The organism is Alphaproteobacteria bacterium, assembly GCA_040905865.1.
In the GTDB taxonomy this organism is placed as follows: domain Bacteria; phylum Pseudomonadota; class Alphaproteobacteria; order UBA8366.
Genome location: JBBDQU010000077.1, coordinates 1 through 16,189, shown reverse-complemented (window position 1 = coordinate 16,189; position 16,189 = coordinate 1). Strand labels below are relative to the sequence as shown.

Below are 16,189 nucleotides of genomic sequence, written 5' to 3'. Positions count from 1 at the left end.
TCATAAGAATCCTGTTCGTCCCTCAGCGCATTAACAATTTATGATTCAGCCCTGCGCTGTCAGCTGCCGGGTTGGGGTTCGGGACCGATTCCGCCGACTGAGCCGCCCAGCTTGCCGCTCGACGGCACCGATGTCCGTACGCCGCTCTGCGGCGCGGGATCTTCGTCGCCGCCCCGTGAAATTTTCTCGCCACGGATCAGCATTTCGATTTCCTCCCGGGACAGGGTTTCGTATTCCAGCAGGCCTTTGGCGATGATGTGCAGTTCATCGGTATGCTTGCTCAGGATTTCCCGCGCCGTCTTTTCGCCCTGATAGACGAGACGGCGGGTTTCCTCATCGATCAGTTGCTGCGTCGCCTCGGAAATGTTCTTGCGCTGCGTCACGGAATGGCCGAGGAAGACTTCCTCCTCGTTTTCCGAATACCGTAGCGGACCCAGCTTTTCGCTAAAGCCGTATTCCGTAATCATGGCGCGTGCCATCGCGGTCGCCTGCTGGATATCCTGCGAAGCGCCCGTCGTAATGTTTTCCTTGCCGAAGATCAGCTCTTCCGCGACCCGTCCGCCGAACGAACTGGCGATACGGGCATGCAGTTCGGTCTCCGAATGAGCGTATTTATCGCGTTCCGGCAGCCACATCGTCAGGCCCAGCGCCCGTCCGCGCGGAATGATGGTCACCTTGTGCAGCGGTTCATGCCCCAGCGCGTGCATCATCACCAGCGCGTGGCCGCCCTCGTGATATGCCGTCATCTTCTTTTCGTCCTCGGTCATGACCATGGACCGGCGTTCGGCTCCCATCATGACCTTGTCCTTAGCTTCCTCCAGTTCCTGCATCGCAACGACGCGGCGGTTCTTGCGCGCCGCCAGCAGCGCCGCCTCGTTCACCAGATTCGCGAGGTCGGCGCCGGAAAAGCCGGGCGTGCCCCGCGCGATTACCTTCGCATTGACATCGGGCGCCAGGGGAACCTTCTGCATGTGAACCTTGAGAATTTTTTCGCGGCCCAGAATATCGGGGTTCGGCACGACCACCTGCCGGTCGAAACGACCCGGACGCAGCAACGCCGGGTCGAGAACGTCCGGACGGTTGGTCGCGGCAATCAGGATCACGCCTTCATTGGCTTCGAAACCGTCCATTTCCACCAGCAACTGATTGAGCGTCTGCTCGCGTTCATCATTGCCGCCGCCGAGACCGGCGCCGCGGTGCCGGCCCACGGCGTCAATTTCGTCGATGAAGATGATACAGGGCGCATTCTTCTTGCCCTGTTCGAACATGTCGCGGACGCGGCTGGCGCCGACGCCGACGAACATTTCGACGAAGTCCGAACCGGAAATGGTGAAGAACGGCACGTTCGCTTCGCCGGCGATGGCGCGCGCCAGCAGCGTCTTACCGGTTCCCGGCGGGCCGACCAGCAGCACGCCTTTCGGAATCTTGCCGCCAAGACGCTGGAATTTCTGCGGATCCTTCAGGAACTCGACAACTTCCTCGAGTTCCTGCTTCGCTTCATCGATACCGGCAACGTCCTCAAAGGTGACCCGGCCGGATTTTTCGGTCAGCAGGCGCGCCTTGGATTTCCCGAAGCCCATGGCCTTGCCGCCGCCGGACTGCATCTGGCGCATGAAGAATATCCAGACGCCGATCAGCAGCAGCATCGGGAACCACGACACAAGGATACTGAACAGGGACGGCACATTGTCTTCGCTGGGCGCGGCATTGATGGTCACGCCGGCCGAGGTGAGGGTTTCCACAAGTCGGGGATCGTCCGGCGCATAGGTTGTGAAGGCGCCGGAACCGTTGCGGTAATGGCCCGTGATCGTCCGCCCCTTGATCGTCACATCGGCGATGTTGCCGCTGCTGATCTCGTTCAGGAATTGCGAATAGGAAACACTGGTCTGGGCGCTGCGCTGGGTCGAGCCCTGAAACAGGTTGAACAGACCGATCATCAGTATGATGATGATGATCCATAATGCGAGATTCTTTCCGAACAGGTTCACGCGGCGCCTTCCCCAAATCAAAGAAACGATATGCTGGACACTCTCATCCGCCCTGATGACGGATGAGAGTGTCCATGAACATAGTTTAGATAGTGTGTACCGGTCCTAATGCAATGTAAACCGTGGCGAAACCAGTGGCCGGAGGGGCGCAAAGCGCATTTTTTCCGGCACCGGGACAGCCGGCCCTCGCCCTGGACGGATAAAACCCAGATGCGGCACGGCCAGAACCCGCTTGTTTTCCCAGATGGCCGGCAGAGTCGGCCGGACGGCGGCGGGAATTTGCGAATGTTTCAGTTCCGGCGCCACGGACGCGATATCCAGCCATCCGTCACGCCCGAGCGCCATGACGACGGCGCTGCCGCCTTCCGCAAAATCCATCCGGAACCGGTTGTCCCAGAAGACCGGGCCCGAAGCCGGCTGCACGGCCGCGCGGATTGCCGCAACCTCGCGGCAGACAAGAACGCCGGCCCGGCGCCCCAGGACCCGGCATCCCGCCAGCGTCCGGCCGCCGCCGCCGGGGATCGTATCGATCATGTCGTACAGCCGCTCCAGGCGGTCGAAACGGGGCGCGTATCCGCCGCCGCCAATACAGGTCAGAATGCCGGCCAGCGCCCGCAATCCGATTTCCCTGGGCGCGGCGATAAGCTTCCTGGGGTTCAGAATGCCGTATCCGGCATCGTACAGGACGAACGTCCGGGCCAGCAGGCCGGCAGTGGCATCGTCCAGGCTTTCGCGAACGCGCGCCATATGTGCCGCCGTGGCGGCAAGCCGCAATGGCGTCATGCCCTCGTCGTCCAGGGCGGGGACCAGCATGCGCATCCGGACCCGCGCAAATGTGTCGTTCCGGTTGGAGGGGTCCTCCACATGATCCAGGTCCAGGGCCTTCAGGGTTTCGCGCAGCCGGGCCCGCGGCATCGACAGCAGCGGGCGGACGATCCGCAGCGCGCGGGATTCGGTGACGGGCGCCATCGCTGACAGGCCGTCCACGCCGCTGCCCCGCGCCAGCCGCAGCAGGACCGTTTCCGCCTGGTCTTCCAGGTGATGCGCAACCGCGAGGTGCAGGCAGTCGCGGGCCTCGCACCATGCGGACAGCAGGGCGTAACGCGCCGTCCGCGCCGCCGCCTGCACCCCGGAGGCGATCGGTGCGCCGCGCCAGGCCAGTACCTCGTGATCGATCTTTCGGGCCGCGAGCCAGCCGGACACCCGCCGCGCCTCGGTAGCGGATTCCGGGCGGATGGCGTGATCGACGATCAACGCCGTCAGCGACCCGCCCCGCGCCCGGACCCAATCCTGCAGCAGGACGGTCAGCGCCATACTGTCCGCGCCGCCGGAACAGGCGACCGCAATGGCGGGATCGCGTTCGAACGGTCCGATGCGGGTCATCAGGTCGGCAAACTCCCCGCTGCCGACCGGCGATACGTCCGTTGCTTCAGGCATCGCGCTCCTGCCCTTCGTCGTGGATATGGGCTTCAATACCGCGCGTCAGGACAAAATCGACACCGGTTGCGCATGCGTCAGGAGCAGTTGAGGCGGCTCATATCGCTGCGCGCATTGTCGAGTATCCGCTCGTTCGCGTTCGGATAGGACTTCAACAGTTCCCTGTATGTCGTACATGACGATGCATTTTCGCCGATTTCGGACAATGACCGCGCGAGCTTGAACAGATTGTCGGCCGCCTTGTTGCCATTGGGAAACCGCTGATAGGCATCCAGGAACACGCGGGCGGCTTCCGGGAAATCCTTCCTTACGTAGAAGGTTTCGCCCATCCAGTACATCGCGTTCCCCGTCAGGTCATCCGAGGGATGCTCTTCGACAAACTGGCGGAGCGCCGCTTCCGCGTTCGCATAGTCGCGCTGCTGCAACAGCTTGAACGCATACTGGTATTGTTCCTGTATGGTTCCTTCCGGCAGCACCCCGTTTCGCGGCAGAGCGCTGGTCCGGGTCGATTCGGAAGTCTGCCGCGCTTGCCCCTCGCTGGTCGATTCGACCATGTTCGGGTCGACCGTCCCCAGCAGTTTCGTGCCGGGTGGCAACTGGTTTCCCGTGACGGTCTCCGACGAAATGATTGTCGTACCGCTATCCCCGGCGTCGGCCGGCACCTGCCGCGCGCCTTCGGACGGCGTCGCCGCCGGATACGCTTCCGACCGACCGCGCGCGACTGTTCCGGATTCCAGCGCCTGGAGCCGCAAATCGACATCTCCGACCAGCTTGTCCAGGCGATCGCCGACGGTGCGCACATCGAAGCGCAGTTTTTCGATCTGCCCGGTCAGATCCCGCATCTGCCCCTGCATTTCAAGAATTTGGCGTTGCAGCAGAGCGGTCGATTCAGGGTTATGTGCGCCGGCGCCCGAAGATTTGGGAATATTGGTCGACCGGTAGAGATACGACTGCACGTCCTCCAGGTCGCGCCGTAACCGGTTTACCTGATCGGCAAGGCTTTCCTGCGCCGCCACAATGGCCGGATTCGCCGCGCCGACGATACAGACGGCCAGCGCCGCCACCATGCCGTTCCGGCAAAGCGACGACCAAAGAACCGCAAACCCGTTACGGGTTGCGGTGTGCGCGGTTCCGGCGTCCGATATTGTGGTTTGTGTCATGGCGCCCCCTGACTAACGCGCCAATCCGGCAAAATTATGGCGGCGGCATAGCCCATGGCCGCCGGGGGATGATTACCCCGGCGGCCACGGCATTCCACCGATCAGCTTTCAGCACCTTTTCTGACCATCACGCCACGGCGATTCTGCGCCCAGGCCGATTCGTTCGAACCGGCGACAGCGGGACGCTCCTTGCCATAGCTGATGGTCTCGATCCGCGCCGGGGAAACACCAAGGGCGATCAACTGTTCGCGCATCGCGTTCGCGCGACGCTCGCCCAGGGCCAGATTGTACTCCCGCGTGCCGCGTTCGTCGGCATGACCTTCGACGATAACGGTAACGTTCGGATTCGACTGCATCCATGCAGCCTGCTTCTTCAGTGTTTCCGCCGCATCGGACGTGATGTCCGACTTGTCGAACCCGAAGAAAATCCGATCACCGACATTGACGACCAGGTCTTCCTGCGAGCCCGGCGTAATCCCGGGCGTCTGCGTCGGCGTGACCGCGGATGTCGAGGGAGAACCTGTCGAAGCCGAACCGGTGGACTCGCCCTGCCCCGTTGCCGAACCCGTATCCTCCGGTGTTGAACCGCAGGCCGCTGCCAGCAGTGCAATGGCGAATACACTCATTAATTTAGTGCGCATCTACTTACCCCTTGGACGGAATTATACAATTTCAGACGAGACATTATCGGAGGCTGGTACTGAAGCCTTCTTTAGGTTCATTTTACTTAAAGCACGCTGAATACTGAATTACAACCTCCCACCGTAATCTATCCGACACTAAATACCGCGAATTTAGCTGAATTTCTACGGAATATACATGAAAATCGCACGATATCACGGATTCAGTGGCGACCATGCCGGGTCGGAGGCATCGCCCGTTGTCACGATTTCCCGCAGATTATAGCCGGTCAAATCGATAGAATAAAGCTTCACGGTTCCACCCTGCCCCTTGGAATCGCTCGGTGTTTCCCGAAAGAACATCAGAACGCGGCCGTTCGGCGCCCAGGTCGGCGATTCGTCCAGGTAACTCTCGGTCAGCAGGCGCTCGCCGCTGCCGTCCGGGCGCATCACGCCAATGTGGAATTTGCCGCTGGCCTGCTTGGTGAAGGCAATCAGGTCGCCACGCGGCGACCAAACCGGCGTGGAGTAACGGCCCTGGCCGAAACTGATGCGCTGGACATTGCCACCGTCGCGATTCATCACATACAGTTGTGGCGTGCCGCCACGGTCCGAGTTGAAGGCGATAGACCTTCCGTCCGGCGACGCGCTGGGCGAGGTGTCGATAGCCGGGTGATTGGTCAGGCGGGTCACCTTGCGGGTCTGCAGGTCCATCCGGAAGACTTCCGAATTGCCGTCCTTGGCATAGGACATCAGCACCGACTTGCCGTCCTGTGTGAAGCGGGGCGCGAAGGTCATGCCGTCAAAATTCCCCAACACTTCCTGGCGTCCGCTCTCGATGTCGAAAAGATAGATCCGCGGCGTATTGTTGAAGAATGACAGATAGGTGATTTCCTGGGTGGTCGGCGAAAACCGGGGTGTCAGGACAAGCGCAGAACCATCTGTCAAAAAACGAAAATTCGCACCGTCCTGATCCATGATCGCAAGGCGCTTGATTCGCCGGGCGCGCGGGCCGCTTTCCGCAACGAAAACGATACGGGTATCGAAATAGCCGTCCTCGCCGGTAATGCGCTTGTAAATCGCATCCGAGATTATATGCGCGACACGGCGCCAGTTCTGGGGTTCGGTAAAATACGCAAGACCGGTCATCTGGGTCTCGGCGAAGACATCCCACAGGCGGAACTCAACCCGCAGACGGCCATCCGGTTGCACCTTCACATTGCCCTGCACCAGCGCCTGCGCATTGATCACGCGCCAGTCCGAAAACCGTGGCCGCACCTGCAGCGAACTGGCCTGCTGGATAAAGGCCCGCGGATCCAGCGGCCGGAACAGGCCGGATCGCTCCAGGTCGCCGGAAACGACCGATGAAATATCGCGTCCCATCTCCGCTTCCGGCGCCGTGACGCCGCTGAATTCGGTCACCGCGATCGGTAGCGGTTCGACGTAGCCGCGTCGGATATCCACCCGGACCTCGGCAAGAGCGGGTATTGCGGCCGCGCCCGTGAACAGCACGCCAAGGGCCGACAAAATGAAAACTCTAAGATAATTGCGGATCATCAAAACATGCCTCGCGGATCGAAATTCAGGATCATGACGCGCCATTCATCGTATTTTTCCAGGGGCAGTCGCAAGGGCTGACACGCTGGTTTCAGCACCGCGCGGAGCGCACTTTCCGCCATGGCGCGATAAAAGCCGTCGTTTGCCGCCCGCGCCGAATCGACGATGGATGCCGACCGGACCCGGCCGTCGGGATTCATCAGCATCCGGATTTCCACCGTCATGTTCTGGGCATCGCGGGCCCCCGCCGGCAGACTCCAGCATCGCTCGATCTGACGGCGGATGGCGTCCAGGTCGCTGTCGGACAATGCCGGCGTCAGCGCCTGTGGCGCCGGTTCCCGACTGCGGCTCAGAGCCTCGGCGACCTGCTCCTGCAGCGTCTTCTCCGGCTTTTTCTCTGGTTTTTTCTCCGGCTTCGACGCCTGCTTTTCGAGCTTGCTGACGGTCTTCAGCACCGAGGCGAAATCGTCCTTTGGCTTGGGCTCCGGTTCTGTTTTTGGCTCCGGCTTCGCCACGACCTGCGGTTTCGGTCTGGGCTTCGGCTTCGGCTTCGGGCGCGGCGACGGCGCGGCTTTCGGCGGCTCCGGCGTGGGTTCGGGCTTGACCTCCGGAGTCGGAATTTCCGCCACTTCCGGCTTCGGTTCCGGCACGGGCGCCGGTTCGGGTTCCGGCTTCGGCGTCTCGACAGGTTCCGGCGGCGCCACGGGCTGCGGTGGTTCCGGCGCGGGTGGTGGCGGCGGTGGCGGCGGTGCGGGCGGCGGCGCAGGCGGGGGCGGTGCAGCCGGGGGCGGCGGAGACGCCTTCTCGGGTTCGGAGGCAGGGGCCGGTTTTGGCGGCTCGAGCGTGGCCACCTCGGTTTCCAGTTCGACCTCGATCACCTGCATCGGCACGATTTCGGGATGCGACGCCGGAATTCCCAGCCAGGCCACCAGAAACAATGCCACATGCAATGCAAACGATATGAGCGCCGAAATTCTCATAGCAATCCGTTAATTGCCTTTCTTCGCCGGGTCCGGAGCTTTCGACAGGAGCGAGACCTTGCGGAATCCTGCCGCACTGACTTCGCCCATCACCTGCATCACCTGGCCATAGGCAATCGAGGCGTCGCCGCGCACGAAGATTCGGATGTCCGCATTGGCGCCGGTCACCGCCTGCAGGCGGGCAACCAGATTGGCCAGTTCTATGCGGCTTTCCTGCAGGTAGATATCGCCGGCGGCGTCTATGGAAATAACCAGCGGTTCGTCCGTGTCGGTGATCGAGGCCGCTTTCGATTGCGGCAGTTCCAGCGGCACCCCGACCGTCAGTAGCGGCGCAGTCACCATGAAGACGATCAACAGCACCAGCATGACGTCGACAAAAGGCGTTACGTTGATTTCCGACATGCGCGTATAGCGGAACTTCCGATTTCCGCCCCGCACTCCCGCACCTGGCATGTTTACAGCCATCGTTCACTCCGCCTCCTCTAACTGACGGGACATGATCGCCGTGAATTCCGCTGCGAAGGCTTCCAGGCGGCTCGCGTAGCGTCCCAGGTCCGTCGAAATCTTGTTATAGGCGATGACCGCGGGAATCGCCGCGACCAGCCCCAGCGCCGTGGCGAACAGCGCTTCCGCGATACCTGGCGCCACCACCGCCAGACTGGTCTGCTTGGTTAACGCAATTGACTGGAAACTGTTCATGATCCCGTAGACCGTTCCGAACAGCCCGACGAAGGGCGCCGTCGATCCGACGGAGGCCAGAAAGGTCATATACCGCTCCAGACGCACCATTTCCCGGTCCAGCGTCACCTGCATGACACGCTCGATCCGCTGCTGCATGCCGGCATGGGACATTTCGCTGCGCTGCAGTCCCCGGGAGGACGAACGTCGCCATTCCCGCATCGCCGCCGTAAAGATCGCCGTCATCGGGTTTTCCGCCTGCCGCCCGATTTTCTCGTACAGCGCATCGAGCGACCCGCCGGACCAGAACTCGTCCTCGAAAACGGTCGCGGAGCGCTGCAGGCGCCGCATTTTCCATACTTTTTCAAATATGATCGCCCAGCTCCAGACGGAGGCCAGCAGAAGGATAATCATGACAATCTTGACGATCCAGGTTGCCTGTATGAACAGACCCCAAACCGAAAAATTGGCGGCATCGACCGATCCTGCAAGTTCGGCAGCCTGAATGACCGTTTGATCCATATGCGTTCGTTTCCCGTTAAACGTCGTTCTGAATTGCGTGAAGTGCGGCCCGAAGTGGCGACGGCATCCTGGCGGGCCGGCCGGCGCGGTTGACACAGGCAAGCCGCACCTCAAGACGCACGAGTTCCTCTTCCCCGCGCCAGACAGCCTGTTCCGCGCATAGCGATGCGCCGCGGATGTCCGTCATCCGCGAATACACCGTAAGGGCGTCATCCAGCCGCGCCGGCCGGAAATAATCCACCGATACGCGGCGCACCGCGAAGCCGACCCCGTGTGTTTCCCATAAAGACGGGTGGTCGATGCCGGCCACGCGCAGCATTTCAGTGCGGCCGCGCTCGGCGAATTTGAGGTAATTGGCATAATAGACGATCCCTTCGGAGTCGGTATCCTCATAGTACACCCGGACTCCCGTGATATGGGTGGCGACCGGTTCAGACAAGGCCGGATTCCTCCCCCTGGTCCAGCAGGTCGGGCTGTTGCGGCGACGCCACGGGAGCGTCGAGGCCAAGATACGTCCATCCCTTGCCGGTCAGTATCCGGCCGCGCGAGGTCCGCTGTACCAGGCCCTGCTGGATCAGATAGGGCTCGATCACTTCCTCTATCGCATCGCGCTGCTCGGCCAGCGCAACCGCCAGCGTTTCCGCACCGACCGGACCGCCGCCATAGTTCTCCGCCATGCAGGAGAGAAACCGCCGGTCCATTGCGTCCAGGCCGGCCGCATCGACATCCAGCCGGGCCAGCGCGCTGTCGGCGATTTTCGCATCGACCGTCGGTTGCCCCGCAACGGAGGCGAAATCCCGCACCCGGCGCAGCAACCGCCCCGCGACGCGCGGCGTACCGCGGCTCCGGCGGGCGATTTCCGCCGCCCCCTCCGACTCCAGCGCCATGCCCAGCAGTCGCGCCCCGCGTTCGATAATCGATTGCAGTTCGGCATCCGTATAGAAATTCATCCGCAGCGGAATGCCAAAGCGTTCACGCAACGGCGTGGTGATCAGGCCGGTACGGGTTGTCGCGCCGACCAGGGTGAACGGCGGCAGGTCGATCCGGATCGACCGCGCCGCGGGCCCCTCCCCGATTATGAGATCAAGCTGGAAATCCTCCATCGCCGGATACAGGATTTCCTCCACCGCGGGGTGCATGCGGTGGATTTCATCGATAAACAGGACATCGCGTGGCTGCAGGTTGGTCAGCAGTGCCGCAAGATCCCCCGCTTTCGCAAGTACCGGTCCGGAGGTGGCGCGGAAACTCGCCCCCAGTTCGCGGGCCACGATCTGCGCCAGCGTTGTCTTGCCCAGGCCCGGCGGCCCGTAAAAAATCGTGTGGTCGAGCGGCTCCCCCCGGCCGCGCGCCGCTTCGATAAAGACGGAGAGGTTTTCGCAGACTGCGCGCTGACCCACGAATTCGGCCAGGGTCTGCGGCCGCAGGCTGGTATCGGGGGCATCCGAACCGATGAACTCCGGTGTCACGAGCCGTTCGACTTCCCCGTTCATTGCGCCATATCCTGGAGGCCCACGCGTATCAGTTCATCCAGAGCGGCGTTCTCGCCCAACCGCTGTCCCGCGCGGGCGATGGCGGTGAACGCATCGGTACGCGAATAGCCCAGATTGACGAGCGCGGAGACCGCCTCCTCGCCGCTTGCCGCAACACCTCCCCGTTCCGGCAGCGCCGCAACGGAACCGAGCGCCATGCCGCCGACCTTGTCGCGCAATTCCAGGACGATGCGGCCCGCGAGCTTTGCACCGACGCCATTCGCGCGCGATACCGCCGCCTTGTCCTGCGCCGCGATCGCCTGGACCAGTTCGTCCGCCGTCAGCACCGAAAGGATTGCCAGCGCGACCCGGGCGCCGACGCCCTGCACCGTGGTCAGCAACCGGAACCAGCCGCGTTCCGCCGCGTCGATAAAACCGTACAGATGGATATGGTCCTCCCGGACATGGGTTTCGACGACAACCTGCGCGGCCTCACCGATTGCCGGCAGCCGAGACAGGGTCCGTGCCGAGCAGAATACCAGGTAACCGACACCGCCGACGTCGATCACCGCGTGGTCCTCGGCGGATTCCGCCAGAATACCGGACAGGCGCGCGATCACAGGGCCACCTCCGTGAGGCGCAACCGCCGGTCGGTTTCCGCGTAATGGGCATGGCAGATGGCCACCGCCAGCGCATCAGCCGCATCGGGGCTGGAAAAACGGCAGCCGGGCAGCAGCCGGCCGACCATCATCTGCACCTGTTCCTTGGTCGCATGCCCGGCGCCGACGACGGATTTCTTGACCCGGTTGGCGGAATATTCCGCGACCCGCAAGCCGGCCAGGGCCGGCGCCAGCACGACGACGCCGCGCGCCTCGCCCAGCTTCAGCGTCGATACGGCGTTCTTGTTCACGAAGGTTTCCTCGACCGCCGCTTCATCCGGCGCGAATTCGGCCAGCACCTGCGCCAGGCCCTCATGCAGATCGCGCAGCCGGCCCGCCAGATCCTGATTCACGGCCGGACGCACGGTTCCGTCGGCGACATGCTGCAGCCGGTTACCGTCGACATCGATAATGCCCCACCCGGTATTCCGGAGGCCAGGATCAAGACCGATCAGTCGCATCATCGCGTCACGCTGTCAGTCGTTCGAGGATATCGTCGGCAATTTCGAAATTGGCCGACACGTTCTGGACATCGTCGCTTTCGTCGAGCGCATCGAGCAGCTTCAGAAGCGTGCCCGCCGTATCCTCGTCCACCTCGATACTGTTCTGCGGCTTCCAGACGAGCTTTACCGACACCGGCACGCCGATCGTCTTCTCGAGTTCACTGCTGACGGCGTGCAGGTCGCCCGGATCGCAATAGATCTCATGCCCGTCTTCGGAGGACGTCACATCCTGGGCGCCGGCGTTCAGCGCCGCCTCGAACACCGAGTCAGCCTCCAGCGCCTTTCCGTCCAGTTCCGCCGGATAGCGGATTTCACCCAGGTAATCGAACATGAAACTGACAGCACCCGTTTCCGCCAGGTTCCCGCCATTCTTGGCGAAAGCGGTACGGACTTCGGAGGCCGTCCGGTTCCGGTTATCTGTCAGGGATTCCACAATAATGGCGATGCCGCCGGGGCCATAGCCTTCGTAGCGGACTTCCTCGTAATCGTCGCCGTCGCCGGCGCCGGCGCCTTTCCTGATCGCCCTGTCGATATTATCCTTGGGCATATTGCCGCCGCGCGCCGCAAGAATGGCTGTCCGCAGGCGCGGATTCATATCCGGGTCCGCCCCGCCCATCTTGGCCGCTACAGTGATTTCGCGGCCGAATTTGGAAAACTGGCTGGCGCGCCGCTTATCCTGCGCGCCCTTCCGGTACATGATGTTCTTGAATTTTGAATGGCCCGCCATTTCAACACTCTGCTTTCGATTTACGACATTGCTAGGGAATGCATCAACGAATGCAGTTTATACCAGATATTGTTGCTAAGTGCAGTATCGCGTTTGACAGTCTGGCTGGATACGTAACCAATATGGCGAATTTGCGGCACGGCCGTCGCCCGCACCGGAACCGCTATCAGGATAACGTTCCGTAAAGGGTTGCTTAAAACTATCAGTGGTAATATTCAACGCCATGAAATCCGGCATTAACCAGTCGATCGACCTCGCGGGCGCCGGCAACCCCAGGAAGACCCGGGTCGGGCAGGATACATGGCCGCAATTGTTATGACGGGACACCAGGCAGTGCAGCATGTTCCCGCAAACCGGTTCGTTAAATGGCATATGATTTCAAGCTGCTGAATATCCTGCTCGTCGAGGACGATCCCTCGATGCGGGCACTTGTCCGCGACATTCTGGTCGCCTTCGGCATCCAGAACGTCCACACAGCGTCCGACGGCAGCCAGGCCTATGCGGAACTGCGTCATTTCGCCGCCGATATTGTCATTACCGACTGGGTAATGGAACCGCTGGACGGTATCGATTTTACCCGGATGATACGCTCCGCCGCGGACAGTCCGAACCCGTTTGTGCCGATCATCATGCTCACCAGCCACACGGCGCGAAAGAGGGTCATGGAAGCGCGGGATGTGGGCGTCACCGAATTTCTGGCAAAACCCATTACGGCAAACGGGCTTTACACGCGAATCGCGACGATTATCGAACATCCCCGCCAGTTCGTCCGGACCTCGGTCTATTTCGGGCCGGACAGGCGGCGAACGATCAAGGATTTCATGGGTCTGGACCGGCGCGGCGGCGGAGACGACGATGACAACTGAGTCCCCGGCGCCGAAGCTCAATCTCGAAAGGGCGCGACATGTCTGAAGAACCTGAACCGGGACAGGACGGCAAGCCGCGGGCGATGGCCGAAATCGTTGACGTTCCCACCACGATCCGCACGAAAGTCAGCGGCAGCGGACCATTGACCCGCGAAATGCTGTCGCGCGCCGAAAACGTTATCGTCAAACACGGCGACGGCTATATCGGACGGGCGCAGACACAGTTGGACGAACTTGTCCGGACAGTGCATATCGCCAAAAAAGCCGACCGGCAAGACCGGCCGGAAATATTCGACCGGATTTTCCACCAGTCTCATGACATCAGGGGCATGGGAACGACCTTTGGCTACAATCTGGTTACCGCAATCGGCGCATCGCTCTGCAATTTCCTCGAGACGGTGACGGAATGCAACGACGCCGCGATGGAAGTTGTCAGCGCCCATGCGGACGCCCTGCGCGCCGTCATCGGCAACGATGTCAAGGGCGATGGCGGGTCGGTCGGGCTCGAACTGGTCGAGAGTCTGGCCAAGGCGGTGGAAAAGGTAGCGCCGCTCAGACCGGAGCCCGAACGGACGAAGCAGGCGTAAGATCGCGCGACGGTCAGGATTTGGCCATTGCCGGCATTTGCGGCGCCAGACGACCGCCGCAGCGTACCGGAGAAACGGTCCTCGCCAGCCCAGTCTGCGAATCCGTCTCCATATAGACCCCGCACAATGTCGCCTCGCCGTCCGCCGGCGTCAGCCGTTCGCGCGGCAGCTTCCGCAGGAAATTGTTGATCGATCCCTGCTTCTCCATGCCGATGACGGAATCGTAGTCGCCGCACATCCCCGCATCGGTCTGATAGCCGGTGCCGCCGACAAGGATATGCGCATCCGCCGTCGGTATGTGGGTATGCGTGCCGACAACCAGGGACGCACGCCCGTCGCACACATGGCCAAGCGCCACTTTCTCGCTCGTCGCCTCGCCGTGCACATCCACAATGACGGCATCGAAGCCGCTTTTCTTTGGCGCGCCCGGCGGCAGTTCCAATTGAATGGCCGGAAACGGGTCATCAAGCAGTTCCATGAACAGCCGCGTCATCAGGTTGATCACCTTGATACGCCGACCGGCCCCGTCGGTATAGACGAAGGCGCCCCTGCCCGGCGTCGCGGGCGGAAAATTCGCGGGCCGCAACAGACGCGTGTCCCGGTCCATCAGCGGGATGATCTCGCTTTTGTCCCAGGTGTGATTTCCGCCGGTAATCACATCGACGCCGCAGGCGAACAGTTCATCGCAAATTTTTCCAGTGATACCAAAGCCATGCGCTGCATTTTCACCATTGACGATGACGAAATCGAGGCCCAGCCGGCGCCGCAGCAACGGCACATGCTCGATAACGGCCTCCCGGCCGGCCCGGCCGACGATATCGCCACAGAACAAGATTTTCATGCCGGCTCCTGTCGCAATTGCATTTCCGGCGCCACGGGAATGGCGGCGGATTCGGTCAGAACCCAATCGAGCGGCGCGTCGCCCTCTTCGCAGGGTACGATGGCGCATTCCTGCGCCGCATATGCCACGCCGACGGCGAGAATGCGTTTGCGCGCCCGCAGCCGGGCCAGTGTGCGATCGTAATACCCGCCGCCATAGCCCAGCCGGCATCCGGCCCGGTCGAATGCCAGCAACGGCACCAGCAGCAGGTCCGGCTCGACCACCGGCGTCCCGGATTGCGGCTCGGAGATGCCAAACGGGCCGGTATCCATCGGATCCTCCGGGCGCCAGCGCCGGAAATCCAGCGGTTCGCCGCGTCGCGGCACGATCGGAAGCGCCATATCGTGGCCTCGCCCGCCCAGCAGCCGCAGCAAAGGCATGGCATTCGCCTCGCTGCCGATCGGCCAGAAACCGGAAACGGCCGAGACCCAGCCCATATCGCCAGTGGCACGTACAACATCATCATACCGGGCGCAAAGCGCCGCGCCGATATCGTTGCCGCGCGCAACGGCATCGCGCCGCGCTGTCGCCGTCAGGCGCAGTCGATTTTTCTGTTCGGAAAGCGAAGCCATAAATACCAGGCGTAATGTTGCGTCAGGGCGAACGCATCGCCGGAATGAAAGCGGGCGGCGCCACAAAAGCCGTGAGTCCAGTCAATTCCTCAAGGACCTAGGTTACTAGGTGGGCGCCGCGTGTCAGGACCAGGGTCCTGGCAGAGACAGCTCCCGATGAGAAATTATCGCCCCTGGGAAATGGTGACTACACGCACTGCGCAGCAAACCGCCCAACCAATATCTAGGTTGCTTCGAGCTGTTCCGCAATAGCTTCGATGCGCGCGGCCATCTGTTCGATGAGTACGGTCGTTCCTTCCTCCTCTGCCGCCGCCGCGGATTGCGACGCATCCTCCAGCGCCGCGCGCGCCGCCTCGAGGTCGGAATAGGCATCGGACAGTTCGTCGGAAACCAGCAGGCTGGCCATCAGCAACAGCCGCGCATCGCCGATCTGTCCGACAGAGTCGACAAGTTCATCGACCCGCGCCTTTACATAGTCCGCCAGACGGCCCAGATGCTCCTGTTGCCCGTCCTCGCAGGCAATCGCGTAATTCCGGCCGTTGATGGTAACGTTGAGATGCGCCATGACTGTTGCAGCCCGTTATTTGAGAATCGCTTGCAGGCGCTCGATGGCGCGGTCCAGCCGCTCACCGATTGCCGTCTGCCGTTCGCGCAGTTTGGTGTTCTCTGTCATAAGTGCGTCCCGCGCCGTCGCGGCATTTTCCGGATCCGCTTTCCGGGCCAGGGCCGTGTCGACGCGCGCGAGAGCTCGTCCAAGCCGTTCCTGAGCGATTTCAAGGCGTGTGTTCATTTTCCTAAGGTAGCCTCTTAAGCGGGCCAAGCATTTCACGATACACTGTCGCACAAGCCCCGACGACCATATGCGGCACTCGGGGCATCGTCAACCGACCAGCCACGCGAAAAAATGTCGCCATGCCCCGTAGCGGCGACAGGGCAACGAATCCAGGTTAACGATCCATGGTTCCGAGGATTGATGCCAGGAAT

19 protein-coding genes and 1 other RNA gene are annotated in these 16,189 nt (G+C 62.0%); 2 read left to right on the top strand and 18 right to left on the bottom strand.

The genetic code is table 11. The features are described 5' to 3' along the window. Positions 1-59: 59 nt before the first annotated feature. From ftsH to WD767_18085, 13 genes are all read right to left on the bottom strand, one after another. Positions 60-1,988 carry an ATP-dependent zinc metalloprotease FtsH gene (gene ftsH / locus WD767_18145; GenBank protein MEX2618013.1) on the bottom strand — a complete coding sequence of 643 codons (1,929 nt, stop codon included), beginning with the start codon at positions 1,986-1,988 and terminating at the stop codon, positions 60-62. A gap of 105 nt (positions 1,989-2,093) precedes the next feature. Then, positions 2,094-3,425, bottom strand: a complete 1,332-nt coding sequence (tilS, locus tag WD767_18140) for a tRNA lysidine(34) synthetase TilS (GenBank protein ID MEX2618012.1) — start codon at positions 3,423-3,425, stop codon at positions 2,094-2,096. Between the two features lie 77 nt (positions 3,426-3,502). After that, positions 3,503-4,585, bottom strand: a complete 1,083-nt coding sequence (gene ybgF, locus WD767_18135; GenBank protein ID MEX2618011.1) for a tol-pal system protein YbgF — start codon at positions 4,583-4,585, stop codon at positions 3,503-3,505. Between the two features lie 101 nt (positions 4,586-4,686). Next, entirely contained in the window at positions 4,687-5,226 is a 540-nt protein-coding gene (pal, locus tag WD767_18130; GenBank protein MEX2618010.1) for a peptidoglycan-associated lipoprotein Pal, read from the bottom strand. Between the two features lie 195 nt (positions 5,227-5,421). Then, positions 5,422-6,762 carry a Tol-Pal system beta propeller repeat protein TolB gene (gene tolB, locus WD767_18125; protein MEX2618009.1) on the bottom strand — a complete coding sequence of 447 codons (1,341 nt, stop codon included), beginning with the start codon at positions 6,760-6,762 and terminating at the stop codon, positions 5,422-5,424. Further along, complete coding sequence (locus WD767_18120) at positions 6,762-7,742, bottom strand: energy transducer TonB (protein ID MEX2618008.1); 981 nt, start codon at positions 7,740-7,742, stop codon at positions 6,762-6,764. Before WD767_18120 ends, tolB begins: the two co-directional genes overlap by 1 nt. 9 nt (positions 7,743-7,751) lie before the next feature. Continuing rightward, on the bottom strand, positions 7,752-8,207 hold the full coding sequence (gene tolR, locus WD767_18115) for a protein TolR (protein MEX2618007.1): 456 nt from the start codon (positions 8,205-8,207) through the stop codon (positions 7,752-7,754). 3 nt (positions 8,208-8,210) lie between these two features. Further along, positions 8,211-8,942 (bottom strand): protein TolQ, encoded by a 732-nt coding sequence (tolQ, locus tag WD767_18110; protein MEX2618006.1) that lies wholly within the window; start codon positions 8,940-8,942, stop codon positions 8,211-8,213. A 16-nt stretch (positions 8,943-8,958) separates the two neighbouring features. After that, positions 8,959-9,381, bottom strand: a complete 423-nt coding sequence (ybgC, locus tag WD767_18105; protein MEX2618005.1) for a tol-pal system-associated acyl-CoA thioesterase — start codon at positions 9,379-9,381, stop codon at positions 8,959-8,961. Continuing rightward, positions 9,374-10,432, bottom strand: a complete 1,059-nt coding sequence (gene ruvB / locus WD767_18100; GenBank protein ID MEX2618004.1) for a Holliday junction branch migration DNA helicase RuvB — start codon at positions 10,430-10,432, stop codon at positions 9,374-9,376. Before ruvB ends, ybgC begins: the two co-directional genes overlap by 8 nt. After that, positions 10,429-11,031: a Holliday junction branch migration protein RuvA gene (ruvA, locus tag WD767_18095; protein MEX2618003.1), complete on the bottom strand. Its 603-nt coding sequence runs from the start codon at positions 11,029-11,031 to the stop codon at positions 10,429-10,431. Before ruvA ends, ruvB begins: the two co-directional genes overlap by 4 nt. Continuing rightward, positions 11,028-11,531: a crossover junction endodeoxyribonuclease RuvC gene (gene ruvC, locus WD767_18090; GenBank protein ID MEX2618002.1), complete on the bottom strand. Its 504-nt coding sequence runs from the start codon at positions 11,529-11,531 to the stop codon at positions 11,028-11,030. The genes ruvA and ruvC overlap by 4 nt, the downstream gene beginning before the upstream one ends. Positions 11,532-11,538: 7 nt before the next feature. Next, entirely contained in the window at positions 11,539-12,300 is a 762-nt protein-coding gene (locus tag WD767_18085; protein ID MEX2618001.1) for a YebC/PmpR family DNA-binding transcriptional regulator, read from the bottom strand. A gap of 365 nt (positions 12,301-12,665) precedes the next feature. Between WD767_18085 and WD767_18080 the strand changes: the two genes are divergently transcribed. Both WD767_18080 and WD767_18075 read left to right on the top strand, forming a co-directional pair. Next, positions 12,666-13,166 carry a response regulator gene (locus WD767_18080; protein MEX2618000.1) on the top strand — a complete coding sequence of 167 codons (501 nt, stop codon included), beginning with the start codon at positions 12,666-12,668 and terminating at the stop codon, positions 13,164-13,166. Positions 13,167-13,204: 38 nt separating this feature from the next. Further along, on the top strand, positions 13,205-13,753 hold the full coding sequence (locus WD767_18075) for a hypothetical protein (protein MEX2617999.1): 549 nt from the start codon (positions 13,205-13,207) through the stop codon (positions 13,751-13,753). Positions 13,754-13,766: 13 nt separating this feature from the next. Here the strand turns inward: WD767_18075 and WD767_18070 are convergent, their stop codons facing one another. The 5 genes from WD767_18070 to WD767_18050 all read right to left on the bottom strand — a co-directional run bounded on the left by WD767_18070 (position 13,767) and on the right by WD767_18050 (position 15,995). After that, positions 13,767-14,594, bottom strand: a complete 828-nt coding sequence (locus WD767_18070; GenBank protein ID MEX2617998.1) for a TIGR00282 family metallophosphoesterase — start codon at positions 14,592-14,594, stop codon at positions 13,767-13,769. Then, positions 14,591-15,205 carry a 5-formyltetrahydrofolate cyclo-ligase gene (locus WD767_18065; GenBank protein ID MEX2617997.1) on the bottom strand — a complete coding sequence of 205 codons (615 nt, stop codon included), beginning with the start codon at positions 15,203-15,205 and terminating at the stop codon, positions 14,591-14,593. Before WD767_18065 ends, WD767_18070 begins: the two co-directional genes overlap by 4 nt. 53 nt (positions 15,206-15,258) lie before the next feature. Continuing rightward, positions 15,259-15,415, bottom strand: a non-coding RNA gene (gene ssrS / locus WD767_18060) — 6S RNA. A gap of 13 nt (positions 15,416-15,428) precedes the next feature. After that, on the bottom strand, positions 15,429-15,770 hold the full coding sequence (locus tag WD767_18055; protein ID MEX2617996.1) for a cell division protein ZapA: 342 nt from the start codon (positions 15,768-15,770) through the stop codon (positions 15,429-15,431). A 15-nt stretch (positions 15,771-15,785) separates the two neighbouring features. Next, complete coding sequence (locus WD767_18050) at positions 15,786-15,995, bottom strand: hypothetical protein (protein MEX2617995.1); 210 nt, start codon at positions 15,993-15,995, stop codon at positions 15,786-15,788. Positions 15,996-16,189: the final 194 nt, after the last annotated feature.